Genomic DNA, 13,576 nt, shown 5'->3' on the forward strand with positions numbered 1-13,576 from the left:
CATTCGGCATCGGTGCCGCCTCTACGGTGAAGGAAAGCGCACACGCAATCATTGTATGGGGGGGGATCGGTTTTCGTGACTGCTGTGTGACTTTTGGAACACAACCCCTTTTTGGAGGCCGTGCCGTTACGGGATGGCGGAAAATTGAGTCTTTCGGGCATTCGCGAGCCTACGGGGCTCCGTTCGGCTTGCGCCTCGCGCGCGGGTGGATGATAGTGCCGCCGATCCCATCCCATTTGCCGACAGGACATGCCTTCCATGATTCGACCGTTCGCCCCCCTGATAATCGCCAGCCTTCTCGCCGTTCCGGCCGCGGCGCAATCCGATGGCTCCAAGGTGCAGCGGGTGGTGGCCTGCCGGACCATTGCCGACGATGCCGAGCGATTGGTCTGCTACGACCGGGAAAGCGCGGCGCTGGGCGCGGCTCTCGAGAGCGATGAAGTGGTGGTGGTTAGCCGCGAACAGGCGGTCGAGGCGCGGCGCGAACTGTTCGGTTTCTCTAGCCCCAATTTCGCGGGCCTCCTCGGCGATGAGGACAATCTCGACAAGGTCGAGGTCGAGGTCGCTTCGGCGCAGATGAGCGGGCATGGCGATTTGGTCGTCGCGATGAAGGACGGGAGCGTCTGGCGACAGATCGACGACCGGCAGATGGGCCGCCTGCCCAAGGCGGGCACCAGCGCGACCATCGAGAAAGCGATGATGGGAAGCTACGAGATGAAGATCGACGGTCGCCGCTCGATCAAGGTGCGGCGGATCCGCTAGCTAGAAGCTGGAGCCGCGCTGTTCGGCCGCGAGGCTGGCGGCGGCATCGACATAGGCTTCCTGGCGCGCCACCGACCAGTAGCGAAGCTGTTCGAGCGGGATTTCCACGCCGGTCACCGCACAGCGCACATGATCGCCGTTCGACAGCACCCGGAAAGTGGCGTCCATGTAATGGATTTTCGCTTCGCGGCCGCGTCCGCCCATCAACATCATTCGTCTCCGCTATCGCCGGGCGCGTCGAACAGCCCGGGCTGGTTGGCGGTGCGATAGGACTTGCGCGGCTTTCGCGCAACCGGCGCGGTCTTTCGCGGCGCGCTGCCCGCACCTTCGCTGCCTTCGGGCACGGCATGGACCTGGCCATCGGCGAAATGGAGAGATAGACGCGCGGCCTCGCGGGCATCGGCGGCTCGAGTGAGCGTGCGCCCGTCGCCATCGGTGATGCGGGCATAGCCGCGCGACAGCGGCTTGTCGGGATGCGCGAGCTGGGCAAGTCGCCAGAGCCCCGCGAGCCGTTCCTCGCCGCGATGGATCTTCTGGTCAATGAGCCGACGGTCGAGCCGACCTGCGACGGCGGCGAGGTCGCCATGCGCGCGCTGGGCCCGCGCGCCGAGCGCGCGCGACAGGCGGTCGCCGAGATCGTCCACCCTCTGTTCGCGCTGGTCGATCAGCTGGAGCGGCGAAGGAAGGCGCGCGGCGACATGGCCCAGCCGCTCGGCGCTGCGGTCGAGTCCGCGTCCCAGTGCCTTGCCTGCGCGAAAGCCCAGTTCCCCGACATAGTTGACGAGTTCGCGGCGCACCGGGACCGCCATTTCGGCAGCGGCGGTGGGCGTGGGCGCACGCTTGTCGGCGGCATGGTCGATGAGCGTGGTGTCAGTCTCATGGCCGACCGCGCTGATGAGCGGGATGGTGCAGTCGGCGGCGGCGCGCACCACCACTTCCTCGTTGAAGGCCCAGAGGTCTTCGATCGAGCCGCCGCCGCGCGCGACGATCATCAAATCGGGACGCGGCAAGGGACCATCGCCCGTCAGTGCCGCCATGCCGCGGATGGCGGCGGCGATCGCGGGGGCGGCGGCTTCGCCCTGCACCGGCACGGGCCAGACCAGCACATGGGTCGGACAACGGTCTTCGAGGCGGTGGAGAATGTCGCGGATGACCGCGCCGGTGGGACTGGTGATCACCCCGATGACGCGGGGGAAATAGGGCAGTTCGCGCTTGCGTTCGGGGGCAAAAAGCCCCTCGGCGGCGAGCGCCTTGCGGCGGCGGTCGAGCAGCGCCATCAGCGCGCCTTCGCCCGCCAGTTCCATGCTCGCGACGCTGATCTGATATTTGGAACGGCCCGGATAGGTGGTGATCTTGCCGGTCGCCACGACCTCGGCGCCGTCTTCGGGCTGGAAGGCTAGCCGCCCCGCCTGCCCGCGCCACAACACGGCATCGAGGCAGCTATTTTCGTCCTTCAAGGTGAAATAGCAATGGCCCGAGGCAGCGCGTTTCCATCCCGAGATCTCGCCGCGCACGCGCACATGAGCGAAAGTGCCTTCGACCGTTCGCTTGAGCGCGCCGGACAATTCGGACACGCTCAGCGCGGGTGCGTTGTCGCCGCGCTCCTGCTTCGCTAACAGGCCCCCGTCGGGCTGGTCGGCGCGGTCATTCTGTTCAGGGGCTACCAATGAAAATCCTTCTTATCGGTTCGGGCGGTCGCGAAGATGCGCTGTGCTGGCGACTTTCGCAATCGCCTGCCTGTGAAAAACTGGTCGCCGCGCCCGGCAATCCCGGCATGGAACGCTGGGCCGACGAATTGAAGGCGGTCAAAGTCGAGGACCCGGAAGCAATCGTCGCGCTGGCCCGTGAAGTCGAGGCCGACCTTGTTGTCATCGGACCCGAGGCACCGCTGGTGGCGGGCGCCGCCGATGCACTGGCCGAAGCGGGGATCGCCTGTTTCGGGCCCAGTGCCAAGGCCGCGCAGCTCGAGGGATCGAAGGGCTTTACCAAGGACCTGTGCAAGCACGCGGGCATTCCAACCGCCGATTATGTCCGGGTCGAGACGGTCGATGCGGCGCTGGAGGCGCTGGGCGGGTTCGGCATTCCGGTGGTGATCAAGGCGGACGGGCTGGCCGCGGGTAAGGGCGTGACCGTGGCGCAGAGCCGCGAGGAAGCCGAAGCGGCGATCCGCGCGGCGGGCGACGGACCGATGGTCATCGAGGAGTTTCTCGAGGGCGAGGAGGCCAGCTTGTTCGCACTGGTCGATGGCCGCCAGGTGCGTTTCCTTGCATCGGCGCAGGACCATAAACGCGTGGGCGAAGGCGATACCGGCCCCAATACCGGCGGGATGGGAGCCTATTCTCCTGCCCCCGTCCTTGACGACACGCTGGCGGCGCGGGCGATGATGGACATCGTCCAGCGTACCGCCGACGCGATGGTGGAGGAAGGCATGCCCTTCCGCGGCGTGCTGTACGCGGGTCTGATGCTGACCGAGACGGGCCCCAAGCTGATCGAATATAATGTCCGGTTCGGCGATCCCGAATGCGAGGCGATCATGCCGCGCATCACCGGCGATTTTGCCGAGATGCTGCACTGCGTCGCGACCGGAAAGCTGGCCGAGATGGATGAGATCATCCTTGAAAGCGCGCATGTGATGACCGTGATCATCGCCGCCAAGGGCTATCCGGGCACGCCTGCCAAGGGCGGCGCCATTTCGGGTATCGACGAAGCCGAAGAGGATGGCGCGATCGTCTTCCAGGCGGGCACCGCTCGCGACGGCGGGAAACTGGTCTCTTCGGGCGGGCGCGTGCTGGCGGTGACCGCGGCGGGCGACACGCTGGCCAGTGCGCGCGACGCGGCCTATGCGGCAGCGGAGAAGATCCGTTTTGCCGACGGCTTCTATCGGGGAGATATCGGATGGCGCGAACTGGAGCGAAAGGGATGAAGCGGTATCGCCCCGCTATTCTCGGCATCGCCATCGTCATGGCCTTTGCCGCCCTGTGGCACGGTCCGCTCGGCAATGCCGCCCAGCGCTTCACCGCCGAGACCGAGACGATCGCGCGGCTCAACCTCGAATATTATGAAATGGACGGGCAGGTCGCGGTCGCGATGGAGCGCGCGCCGCTCACGCGCAGACTGTGGCTCACCGGGCGCGCCGACGATTTCCAGCGCAGCGAACTGGTGCGCATCCTCGACGGCATCCCCGCGGTCGGCGATGTCCAATGGTGGCGTCCCGAAGGCGGCACGGTGCGCGGCGACCCCCTTCTCCCGCTGATCGTTGAGGTGGAACTTGCCGCGCTCGCGGGCTTTGGATTCGGTATGATTGTCGCATTCCTGGTCGCCTTGCGCCGGCGTGCGATCCGATGGTCTAAGATTTGAGGAAAGAATATGGACGCCCTGCTGCAAACCTATTGGCCCGTGATCGTGATTGCCATTGTCCTTGGCATCATCGCGGGCTGGATCATCTTCCGTCCGCGCCAGTCGGTCCGGCTGTCCGAGGACGAGGGCCTTCGCCGCCCCCACATGGAAGGGATCGAGAAAAGCGGCGAGGGGCGGAGCATCATCGACCAGGGCGCGGCAGCGACCGCCGATATCGCGGGCCAGGCGCTGCAGGCCGAGGTGCATGAGCAATTGCCCGGTGCGACCGGGGAGCCCGACGATCTCAAGCGGTTGAAGGGCGTGGGCCCCAAGCTGGCGGCGATGCTCAACGGCATGGGGATCACCCGTTTCGACCAGATCGCCAAGCTGACGCCCGCGCAGGTCGAGGCCATCGATGCCAAGCTGGGCGCCTTTTCCGGACGCTTCCAGCGCGACCGGATCGTCGAACAGGCCGATTATCTCGCGCGGGGCGATACCGCCGGTTACGAAGTGAAGTTCGGCAAGCTCTAGAGCTTCGCCGAACGTGGTACCGGCAGGCGGCGCTTCTTCGAGGGGCGCATCGCAATGAGCTTGTCGATCTTGCGCCCGTCCATGTCGACGATTTCGAAGATCCAGCCACCATGCTGGAAGCGCTCGCCTTCCTCGGGGAGTCGGCGCAGGACCGACAGGGCGAAGCCCGCGGCGGTGGCATAGTCGCGGTCCGCAGGCAGATCGAAGCCCAGCCGTTCCGAAAGCTGGTCGGCAGCGCAAGCGCCCGAGACCAGCCAGCTGCCGTCCTCGCGCTCGATCATCGGTTCGCCTTCGTCCTCGTCATTGGCGAACTGGCCCGCCAGCGCGACGAGAATCGAGCCCGGCGTGACGATGCCGTCGAGATGACCATATTCGTCATGAACCAGAGCGAGCGGCACATCGGCGCCGCGCAGCACCGTCAGAGCATCCATCGCGTCCATGAGATCGGGGATGATCGGCGCGGGCTTGGCGAGGCGCGCCAGGTCGAGCGGCTGCCCGTCGAGCAGCGACATTAACAGATCGCGTGAGGACACCACGCCGACGATATTGTCGACCGACCCGTCGGCGACCGGCAAGCGGCTGTGCGGCGTGAGGCGCAGCCGCTCGCGGATGTCCGCCTCTCCGGCATTGACGTGGATCCAGTCGATATCGGTGCGCGGAGTCATGATCTCGCGCACCGGGCGGTCGGCAAGGCGCACCACACCCGAGATGATCGCCCGCTCGCTTTCCTCGAGAACCCCCGCGGTCTGCGCTTCGGCGACGACGAGATGGAGTTCCTCGGCGGTGACCGCATTGTCGCCTTCGCGCTTCATCCGCAGCAGGTGGAAGATAAGAGCGCTGGTGCGGTCGAGCAGCCAGACGAGTGGCGCGGTGAGGCGCGAGAGAAAGAGCATCGGGCGCGCCACCGCGGCGGCGATGGGTTCGGGAGTGCGCAGCGCGAATTGCTTCGGCACCAATTCGCCGATCACGAGGCTGGCGTAGGTGGTAAGCGCGATCACCAGCGCGAGCGAAAGCGCCTCGGCGGTATCCGGGGCCATGCCGAAATAGACCAGCCGTTCGCTCACCGGGCCGCCGAGACTGGCGCCCGAATAGGCACCTGCGAGGATGCCGATGAGGGTGATGCCGATCTGGACGGTCGAGAGAAAGCGGCCGGGCTGCTGCGCCAGCTGGAGCGCGACCGTGGCGCCCCTGCTGCCGTCCTTTTCGAGCGCCTTCAGCCGTGCTTCGCGCGCGGAGACGATCGCCAGCTCGCTCATCGACAAGAGGCCGTTGGTCGCGACAAGCGCGAAGATGATGAAGACATCGATCCAGGGAAAGGGCGTAAGTTCGCTCATGGCGCGGCCCTCTCATGCCGTGGAAACGGCGCGGCGACAAGCATGCAAGATGAACCGAGGCGGGAGCTCGGTCAGCATCGGTTCACCTGCGGAACCATTATTCAGGGCACATGTTGGCATGACAACATCACTTTGCATCACGGGAGAACAAGGATGCTGAACAAGAAGATCATGTCCGTGGCCGCCGCGGGCGCCGCGATTGCGACGCTCGGTGCGTGCACCACCGATGCTGTCACCGGCGAACGCCGCATCTCGACCGAAGCCGCTGTCGGCACCGGCGCGGGCGCGGTGGTCGGCTATCTGCTTGGCGACCTCATCGGCGGCAAGAACGACCGTACCGAGAAGATCATCGGCGCGGGCATCGGTGCCGTCGCGGGTGGCGCGGTCGGCGCCTACATGGACAAGCAGGAACAGGAATTGCGCCGCCAGACCCAGGGCACCGGCGTCGATGTCGTGCGCGAGGGCGACAATCTTCTCCTCCGCATGCCGTCGGGGATCACCTTCGATCACAACAGCTACACGGTAAAGCCGCAGTTCCAGTCGACCCTCAACGAGGTCGCGCAGACGCTCGCGAGCTATGAGTCGACCTATATCGACATCATGGGCCACACCGATTCGACGGGTTCCGACAGCTATAACCAGCAGCTTTCGGAACGGCGCGCGCAGGCCGTCGCCAACTATCTGGCGCAGCGCGGCGTGCAGCCCCAGCGCATGGCGACCATGGGCTATGGCGAAAGCCAGCTGCTCTATCGTCCGGACGACACCGAAGCGAAGCGCGAAGCCAACCGCCGCGTCGAGATCAAGGTCGTTCCGGTGACCCAGCAGGACGCCCAGCGTTACGGCTATTAAGCCCACACGTTCGGCCTAGCTGAAGAATTGGGGCGCTTGCCTTCGGGCAGGCGCCCTTTTTCTATCGCCGGTCGCGGAAGAAATCGCGCAGAAGAAGCGCGGCTTCCTCTTCGCCGATGCCGCTCATCACCTCGGGGCGGTGGTGGCAGGTCGGCTGGTTGAAGAAGCGTGCGCCGTGGAGGATCGCTCCGCCCTTGGGATCCTCGGCCGCGAAGGCGAGCCTGGCGATGCGTGCCATAGCGATCGCGCCCGCGCACATTGCGCAGGGTTCGAGGCTGACCCACAAGGTGCATCCGTCGAGCCGGGAGGTACCCAGCTTCTCGGCGGCGGCGCGGATGGCGACCATTTCGGCATGGGCGGTGGGGTCGTTGGCGGTGCGCATGGCATTGGCGGCTTCGGCGATGATCTTACCGTCGGGGCCGGTGACGACCGCGCCGACCGGCACCTCGCCGTCACGCGCGGCGTCCTTCGCCAGCGCGAGGGCGCGGCGCATCGGTTCGGGAAGCGGAAAAGCCGTCATGCTTCAGCGGGGCTACCGCCCCGGCGGCTTCCTGTCACGCCTCAAGGGGCGGTGGGTCGCTCTTCACCAGCGGTGCCGGCAGTTTCGGCACTGCGCATTTCATTGTCGCCATCTTCGGCATCGCCGATCGTGATGGTGCCGGTCTCGACCTCGAAGGACGGGGCCTGGCCGGGTTCGGCGACGATCTTTTCATCGTCGGCCTCGACCTTGGGGAGGGTCGCGGGCCGGGTCTGGCTGACGTCGAGGAAGGGGCTCGCCACGAGGGCGATCGCGCCGATGACGAGGATGATGAGAAGGATGAGCAAACGTCGCATATGCAAAACCACCGCGATGAACAGATCAGGGGGCCAACGCGCAGACCCGTTCGGGGTTTCCCGATGGCGTCTAGCGGTTGACGTTGGACCCGTGGGACGGTAGGGGGCGGCGCTTTCCGGGACAATAGTTCCGCCAAACCAGGATTGAAGATTATGTCGCGCGTTTGCGAACTGACCGGCAAGGGCCGGCAGGTGGGCAACAATGTTTCCCACGCCAACAACAAGACCAAGCGGGTTTTCCTGCCCAATCTGCAGAATGTCACGCTGCTGAGCGAAGCGCTCGATCGCCGTGTCAAGCTGCGGGTCTCGACCCATGGCCTGCGTTCGGTCGAACATAATGGTGGCCTCGACAATTGGCTCGAGAAGACCAGCGACGACAAGCTGTCGCCGCGGGTCCAGAAGCTGAAGCGGGAAATCGCCAAGGCGAAGGCCGCGGCCAACTAAGGCCAGGCTTCGGCCTTCACGTCATAGGCGACGAGCCACTGCCTGAGATAAGGCGCGCGGTTGTCGTCCGACAACAGCCATAGGCGGCTGCCCCCAGCGATGGGGGTGGCCGCCAATGCTTCCATATTGGCCAGTCGCGAAACGGGCAGCCGCACCGGCGTACCGATTCGCACCCGTTCGCCTTCGTCATGGGCGATCGCGACCTGCGTCCCGAACCCTCCCCAATCGAGTGTGCGCATCACGACCGCGAGGCGGCCGTCGGCAAGGCGCGTCGCGCCGGTGATGCGCGAGGGGGCGCCGACGATCGGGATGGCGACGGGCGCGCCCTTGCCGATGCGGTAAGCCATCTTCGCGCTTTCCCCCAGAGCAAGGATAGCGTCACCCGAAGCGACCAACGCCTCGGCGCCGCCATTGTAGGACCAGCTGGCACCATCGAGCGTGATTTCGCGGGCCGCGGCGAGCGTCCTTGCGTCGAACAGCATGGCGCGGTGGCGGCGCTCGAACCCGACGAGCAGGCCGTTCTGCCAGGGATGCAGCGATTCGCTGTCATGGCCGCCGAGCGAGCCCCCCTCCCCGTCCCGCAGCACGGCGAAACGTGCCTCGCGGCGATCGGGGCCCGGCACGGGCAATGAGGTGCGCACCAGGCGTCCGCTGTCGCTGACCATCAGCAGTTCCCCGCCTATCACTTCCATCCCCGACAGGCCCGTGAGGCGCGGATCGTCGCTCGAAAGTGTCCAGGCGCCGTGCAATGCCCAACCCGAAGGCGCTTCCAGTTCGACCGGATCGAAACGAATCGTACGGAGCGATTCGCGGGGCGGATCGACCATGTTGTTGGCGTTGAGCAGGCTGGCCCAGAAAAGGACTGTGAAAATCAGTAGCAAACCACTGAAAAACGGGCGTTTTTTCCTGAATGATTGCTGCATGGCCCGTTCAGTACCCATGAAAGGCGAATCGGGCATAAGTCTTTGGCAAGGCGGGGTTTTCCCCCTTTTCCCCGCTGCCGCCGCGAGGTGGCCACTCTTCCCTCGCGTCGCGTATCGAGGGGGGCTCGGCACGAGACGATCGTGCCGGGCCCATTTTTTTTGTCCCTGCCAGGGGCAACCCCTTCATTCCTTAAAGATCGGCGTCGAACAGGCCGGCGAGCTGCTCGACCAGAGCGCCGCCCAGCTGCTCGGCGTCCATGATGGTGACCGCGCGGTCGTAATAGCGCGTCACGTCATGGCCGATCCCGATCGCCGCGAGTTCCACCGGCGAGCGGCTTTCGATCCAGTCGATGACCGCGCGCAGATGCGCTTCGAGATAGGTGCCGCCATTGGCAGAGCCCGTTGAATCGTCGACCGGGGCGCCATCGGAAATGACCATCAGGATGCGCCGTTCCTCGGCGCGCGCGATGAGCCGCTGGTGCGCCCAGAGAAGTGCCTCGCCGTCGATATTTTCCTTCAGCAGGCCTTCGCGCATCATCAGGCCCAATTGGCGCCGGGCGTGACGATAGGGCTCGTCGGCTTCCTTGTAGATGATGTGGCGCGTGTCGTTGAGCCGACCCGGATTGGCCGGACGCCCCGCCGCGAGCCAGTCCTCGCGGCTCTGCCCGCCTTTCCAGGCGCGGGTGGTGAAGCCCAGAATTTCGGATTTCACCGCGCACCGTTCGAGCGTGCGCGCCATGATGTCGGCGCAGATCGCTGCAATCGAGATGGGGCGCCCACGCATCGAACCGCTATTGTCGATGAGCAGGCTGACCACCGTGTCCTTGAAATCGGTGTCGCGCTCGATCTTGTAGGAAAGCGAGCGTCCCGGCGCGGTGACCACGCGAGCGAGGCGAGCGGCGTCGAGCAGCCCCTCTTCCTGATCGAAATCCCAGCTGCGCGCCTGCTGCGCCATCAGGCGGCGCTGGAGCCGATTGGCAAGCCGCGTGACCACGCCCGACAGCCCTTCCATCTGCTGGTCGAGATAGGCGCGCAGCCGTTCGAGTTCCTCGGTATCGCAAAGTTCGTCGGCGGCGATGATCTCGTCATGCGCGGTGGTGAAGACGCGATAGCCGGTCGGCTCGCTGTCGGCCCAGTTGCGGCGGGGCCCCGCGCGCGGCTGCTGGCTGTCCTCTCCCGCTTCGCCGCTGTCGGCGGGATCGTCGCTTTCGCGGCCCTCTTCCTCTTCCTGTTCCTGCTCGCCTTCCTCCTGCTCGCCGCGCTGTTCGGCGGCGCCTTCGTCGGGCTGGCTTTCGTCCTCCTCGCCTTCGTCGGCGCCCTCGTTGTCCTCGCCCTCTTCCTCCTCCTCATTCTCCTCGGGCTGGTTCTCGGCGGGATCCTCGACCTTGAGGTCGAGATCCTCGAGCAAGCGGCGCGAAAGGGTCGCGAAGGCTTTCTGGTCGTCGATCGCGAGCGCGAGCGCATCGAGTTCGGCGCCTGCCTGCTCCTCGATCCACGGGGCAATCAGCGACAGGCCGTCGCGGGTCGAGACGGGCGGCTCCTCGCCGGTGAGCCGCTGGCGGGCGAGAAGTTCGACCGCGGTTTCGAGCGGGACTTCCTCGGCAGTGCGAGCGCGGGTGATCGCGTCGCTGCGCATCCGTGCGCGGAGCGCGGCGGAAAGATTGTCCTTCACCCCCGCAAACTGGCGTGCGCCCAGGGCCTCGATCCGCGCGGTTTCGAGCGCGTCGAAGACATTGCGCGCCTCGAGATCGGAGGGCGCTCGTGCGCCGTGGAGCGAGCGGTCGTGATGGCGCAGCCTCAGAGCGAGCGCATCGGCGGCACCGCGCGCTTCGGCGACCAGCGTCTCGGCGAGGTCGGGGCCCGGCGAGACCACGGTCGCGCTGCGCCCGCTCGACTTGGCCGAGCCCGAGGCGGAGAAGCTGACCTCGACCTCCGCGTCGCGGGCAATGGCCCGCGCGGCCCCCGCAAGGGCGCGTCGGAAGATGTCGAGCTTTTCGGTCATCAGGCGCGGCTGGCGACGCTTTCGGGAAGATCGGTGCCGAACACGCGCTGGTAATATTCGGCGATCACCGGGCGCTCCGCCTCGTCGCACTTGTTGAGGAAGGAGACGCGGAAGGCAAAGCCGACATCGCCGAAGATGAGCGCATTCTGCGCCCAGCTGATCACCGTGCGCGGGCTCATCACCGTCGAGATGTCGCCATTGATGAAGCCCTGCCGCGAGAGATCGGCGACCTTGATCATCTTGGTCACCGTTTCCTTGCCTTCGGGCTTGTCATATTCGCCCGACTTGGCGAGCACGATCTGCGCCTCGGTCTCGGCGGGGAGATAGTTGAGCGTGGTGACGATGTTCCAGCGGTCCATCTGGCCCTGGTTGATCGCCTGGGTGCCGTGATAGAGGCCGGTGGTGTCGCCAAGACCCACCGTGTTGGTGGTCGCGAACAGCCGGAAATAGGGGTTGGGGCGAATGACGCGGTTCTGGTCGAGCAGCGTCAGCTTGCCCTCGGTCTCGAGCACGCGCTGGATGACGAACATCACGTCCGGGCGGCCCGCGTCATATTCGTCGAAGACGAGCGCGACCGGATGCTGAAGGCACCAGGGCAGGAGGCCTTCCTTGAACTCGGTGACCTGCTGGCCGTCCTTGAGGACGATGGCATCGCGGCCGATGAGATCGATGCGGCTGATATGGGCATCGAGATTGATGCGGATGAGCGGCCAGTTGAGGCGCGCCGCGACCTGTTCGATATGGGTCGATTTGCCGGTGCCATGATAGCCCTGCACCATCACGCGGCGGTTGAAGGCGAAGCCCGCGCAGATCGCCATCGTCGTATCGGGATCGAAGACGTAGGCGGGGTCGAGATCGGGCACCCGTTCGTCGGCCTCGGAAAAGGCGGGAACTTCCATGTCGCTGTCGATCCCGAAGGCATCGCGCAGCTTCACCATCTTGTCGGGCGCGGCGAGGATCGTCTCGGCGCGGCTCACTTCGGTCGTGTTGGGCAAATCTGTCATGCTTGGGCCTTTAGAGCAGGGGTTCGCGAGCCTCAATGCCTCGCAGGCGCACTTGGCTCCGGCGGGGCCCAATTCGCCCCGCGCGAATTGCCTAGGAGCGACTCCGCCACGGCTGGTATTACCGCCCTTGCCGAGGAGGAGAAGTGCGATGGCCTATATCGACGGTTACCTGGTTCCCGTGCCCGAGGGCAATCGCGAGAAATATCGCGAAATGGCGCAGGAAATGTCGGGCATCTTCAAGGAATATGGCGCGACCCGCGTGGTCGAGGCATTCGAGGACGACTGCCCGGCGGGAAAGCGGAATGATTTCCATACGGCGGTATTGGCCGAGGATGGCGAGCGTACCGTGTTCAGCTTCGTCGAATGGCCCTCGAAGGAAACCCGCGACCAGGCCTGGAAAAAGATGGAAGCGGACGAGCGGATGCAGCCCAAGGGCGACACCCCGTTCGATGGCAAGCGGCTGATCTATGGCGGATTCACGCCTATCGTCGACGCATGAGCTCCGCGCTTCGGCCCTGCCTCTGGTATGACGGAGATGCCGAAGAGGCGGCTCGCCTCTATGCCGGGGCGATTCCCGGCAGCCGGCTCCTGTCGCTCAACCGTGCCCCGCACGACTGGCCAGCGGGCACGAAAGGCGATGTCATCACCGTCGACATGGAGGTGGCGGGCCAGCGGGTGATGCTGCTCAATGGCGGTGATGCATTCAGGCCCTCACCCGCGACGAGCCTGATGATCGTCACCGGGGACCAGGAAGAGACTGACCGTTGCTGGGATGCCCTGCTTGCCGATGGGGGATCGGCGATGGCGTGCGGATGGTGCGTGGACCGTTTCGGCCATGCCTGGCAGGTCACGCCGCGCCGCCTGCTCGATCTGCTTGCCGACGAGAAACAGGCCGCGAACGCCTTTGCCGCGATGAACGAAATGGTGAAGATCGACATCGCCGCGCTCGACCGCGCCTGCGCGCCCTGAAAGCGGGTCAGGCGAAGGCGCTTGCCTTGCGGAGCACTTGCCAGGCCTCGATCACGCGGGTGAGCCGCGCTTCGTGGCTGCGGTCGCCGCCGTTGCGGTCGGGGTGATATTGGCGGACGAGCGCCGAATAGCGGCGGCGGACGGTATGCAGATCGGCCTGCGCATCGAGGCCGAGCGTGTCGAGCGCATGCTGCTCGCGGCCCGAAAAACGTGAAGCCGCGCGCGCCCATTCGACCGAGGCGCCGCCCTTGAAGCGTGCCGCGATGGCATCGAGCGGATCGTTGAAGTCGGCCCAGGCGGGCCCCGGATCGCCCGAGCGCATGAAGGAGAAATCGCGCGCGCGGCGGCCATGTTCGGGAATGGGCGACTGGGCGGCGAGGATCTCTTCCGCGCTCATCCCGGCGAAGAAATCGTAGCGGGCATTATGTTCGCGGATATGGTCGAGGCACATCAGACGGTAGGCGCCCGGCCCGTCGAAATCGCCCGGCGTGACGGGCGCACGATATTGGCCAGGCTCCGCGCAGCCCGGCGCGGCGCATTGACCCTCGGCATTCTCGACCCGTCCATCATAGGCTTTTCGTCCCATGC

17 protein-coding genes are annotated in these 13,576 nt (G+C 65.9%); 8 read left to right on the forward strand and 9 right to left on the reverse strand.

Annotation, left to right across the window (positions count from 1 at the left end; all coding sequences use genetic code 11):
* Window positions 1–258 precede the first annotated feature (258 nt).
* Window positions 259–762 (forward strand): hypothetical protein, encoded by a 504-nt coding sequence (locus FHS50_RS08190; RefSeq protein WP_183933969.1) that lies wholly within the window; start codon window positions 259–261, stop codon window positions 760–762.
* Here the strand turns inward: FHS50_RS08190 and FHS50_RS08195 are convergent, their stop codons facing one another.
* The gene (locus tag FHS50_RS08195; RefSeq protein WP_183934390.1) at window positions 763–972 is read right to left on the reverse strand and encodes a DUF2093 domain-containing protein; all 210 of its coding nucleotides are present in this window, start codon (window positions 970–972) and stop codon (window positions 763–765) included. It abuts the gene before it with no gap.
* The gene (gene xseA / locus FHS50_RS08200) at window positions 972–2,429 is read right to left on the reverse strand and encodes an exodeoxyribonuclease VII large subunit (RefSeq protein WP_183933970.1); all 1,458 of its coding nucleotides are present in this window, start codon (window positions 2,427–2,429) and stop codon (window positions 972–974) included. Before xseA ends, FHS50_RS08195 begins: the two co-directional genes overlap by 1 nt.
* Here xseA and purD point away from each other — a divergent pair.
* Genes purD through FHS50_RS08215 form a run of 3 tightly spaced genes read left to right on the forward strand, consistent with a single transcriptional unit; the run spans window position 2,429 to window position 4,629 of the window.
* A complete protein-coding gene (purD, locus tag FHS50_RS08205) occupies window positions 2,429–3,685 on the forward strand; it encodes a phosphoribosylamine--glycine ligase (protein ID WP_183933971.1) in 1,257 nt (418 codons plus the stop codon). The genes xseA and purD overlap by 1 nt on opposite strands.
* Window positions 3,682–4,119, forward strand: coding sequence for a hypothetical protein (locus FHS50_RS08210; RefSeq protein WP_183933972.1), 438 nt, complete (start codon window positions 3,682–3,684; stop codon window positions 4,117–4,119). Before purD ends, FHS50_RS08210 begins: the two co-directional genes overlap by 4 nt.
* 9 nt (window positions 4,120–4,128) lie before the next feature.
* Entirely contained in the window at window positions 4,129–4,629 is a 501-nt protein-coding gene (locus FHS50_RS08215; RefSeq protein WP_183933973.1) for a hypothetical protein, read from the forward strand.
* Here FHS50_RS08215 and FHS50_RS08220 read toward each other — a convergent pair.
* Window positions 4,626–5,963, reverse strand: a complete 1,338-nt coding sequence (locus FHS50_RS08220) for a hemolysin family protein (protein WP_183933974.1) — start codon at window positions 5,961–5,963, stop codon at window positions 4,626–4,628. The two genes, FHS50_RS08215 and FHS50_RS08220, sit on opposite strands and share 4 nt — an antisense overlap.
* A gap of 153 nt (window positions 5,964–6,116) precedes the next feature.
* Between FHS50_RS08220 and FHS50_RS08225 the strand changes: the two genes are divergently transcribed.
* On the forward strand, window positions 6,117–6,812 hold the full coding sequence (locus FHS50_RS08225; protein WP_183933975.1) for a YiaD family glycine zipper/OmpA-like lipoprotein: 696 nt from the start codon (window positions 6,117–6,119) through the stop codon (window positions 6,810–6,812).
* 61 nt (window positions 6,813–6,873) lie between these two features.
* On the opposite strand, the gene FHS50_RS08230 is transcribed toward FHS50_RS08225, so the two are convergent.
* Window positions 6,874–7,332 (reverse strand): nucleoside deaminase, encoded by a 459-nt coding sequence (locus FHS50_RS08230; RefSeq protein WP_183933976.1) that lies wholly within the window; start codon window positions 7,330–7,332, stop codon window positions 6,874–6,876.
* Between the two features lie 41 nt (window positions 7,333–7,373).
* Window positions 7,374–7,646 carry a hypothetical protein gene (locus FHS50_RS08235; RefSeq protein ID WP_183933977.1) on the reverse strand — a complete coding sequence of 91 codons (273 nt, stop codon included), beginning with the start codon at window positions 7,644–7,646 and terminating at the stop codon, window positions 7,374–7,376.
* Between the two features lie 153 nt (window positions 7,647–7,799).
* Here FHS50_RS08235 and rpmB point away from each other — a divergent pair, with 153 nt between their 5' ends.
* Complete coding sequence (gene rpmB, locus FHS50_RS08240) at window positions 7,800–8,090, forward strand: 50S ribosomal protein L28 (RefSeq protein ID WP_183933978.1); 291 nt, start codon at window positions 7,800–7,802, stop codon at window positions 8,088–8,090.
* Here the strand turns inward: rpmB and FHS50_RS08245 are convergent.
* The 3 genes from FHS50_RS08245 to cobS all read right to left on the reverse strand — a co-directional run bounded on the left by FHS50_RS08245 (window position 8,087) and on the right by cobS (window position 12,019).
* Window positions 8,087–8,971 carry an esterase-like activity of phytase family protein gene (locus FHS50_RS08245; RefSeq protein ID WP_183933979.1) on the reverse strand — a complete coding sequence of 295 codons (885 nt, stop codon included), beginning with the start codon at window positions 8,969–8,971 and terminating at the stop codon, window positions 8,087–8,089. The two genes, rpmB and FHS50_RS08245, sit on opposite strands and share 4 nt — an antisense overlap.
* 232 nt (window positions 8,972–9,203) lie before the next feature.
* On the reverse strand, window positions 9,204–11,015 hold the full coding sequence (gene cobT, locus FHS50_RS08250) for a cobaltochelatase subunit CobT (RefSeq protein WP_183933980.1): 1,812 nt from the start codon (window positions 11,013–11,015) through the stop codon (window positions 9,204–9,206).
* Window positions 11,015–12,019 (reverse strand): cobaltochelatase subunit CobS, encoded by a 1,005-nt coding sequence (gene cobS / locus FHS50_RS08255; RefSeq protein WP_183933981.1) that lies wholly within the window; start codon window positions 12,017–12,019, stop codon window positions 11,015–11,017. Before cobS ends, cobT begins: the two co-directional genes overlap by 1 nt.
* 148 nt (window positions 12,020–12,167) lie before the next feature.
* Here cobS and FHS50_RS08260 point away from each other — a divergent pair, with 148 nt between their 5' ends.
* Both FHS50_RS08260 and FHS50_RS08265 read left to right on the forward strand, forming a co-directional pair.
* The gene (locus FHS50_RS08260; RefSeq protein WP_183933982.1) at window positions 12,168–12,518 is read left to right on the forward strand and encodes a DUF1428 domain-containing protein; all 351 of its coding nucleotides are present in this window, start codon (window positions 12,168–12,170) and stop codon (window positions 12,516–12,518) included.
* Window positions 12,515–12,988, forward strand: coding sequence for a VOC family protein (locus FHS50_RS08265; protein ID WP_183933983.1), 474 nt, complete (start codon window positions 12,515–12,517; stop codon window positions 12,986–12,988). Before FHS50_RS08260 ends, FHS50_RS08265 begins: the two co-directional genes overlap by 4 nt.
* Window positions 12,989–12,995: 7 nt before the next feature.
* Here FHS50_RS08265 and FHS50_RS08270 read toward each other — a convergent pair whose 3' ends face one another.
* Complete coding sequence (locus FHS50_RS08270) at window positions 12,996–13,574, reverse strand: J domain-containing protein (RefSeq protein WP_183933984.1); 579 nt, start codon at window positions 13,572–13,574, stop codon at window positions 12,996–12,998.
* Window positions 13,575–13,576 lie beyond the last annotated feature (2 nt).

The sequence above is a fragment of the Sphingomicrobium lutaoense genome, from assembly GCF_014195685.1.
Taxonomy (GTDB): Bacteria; Pseudomonadota; Alphaproteobacteria; order Sphingomonadales; family Sphingomonadaceae; genus Sphingomicrobium; species Sphingomicrobium lutaoense.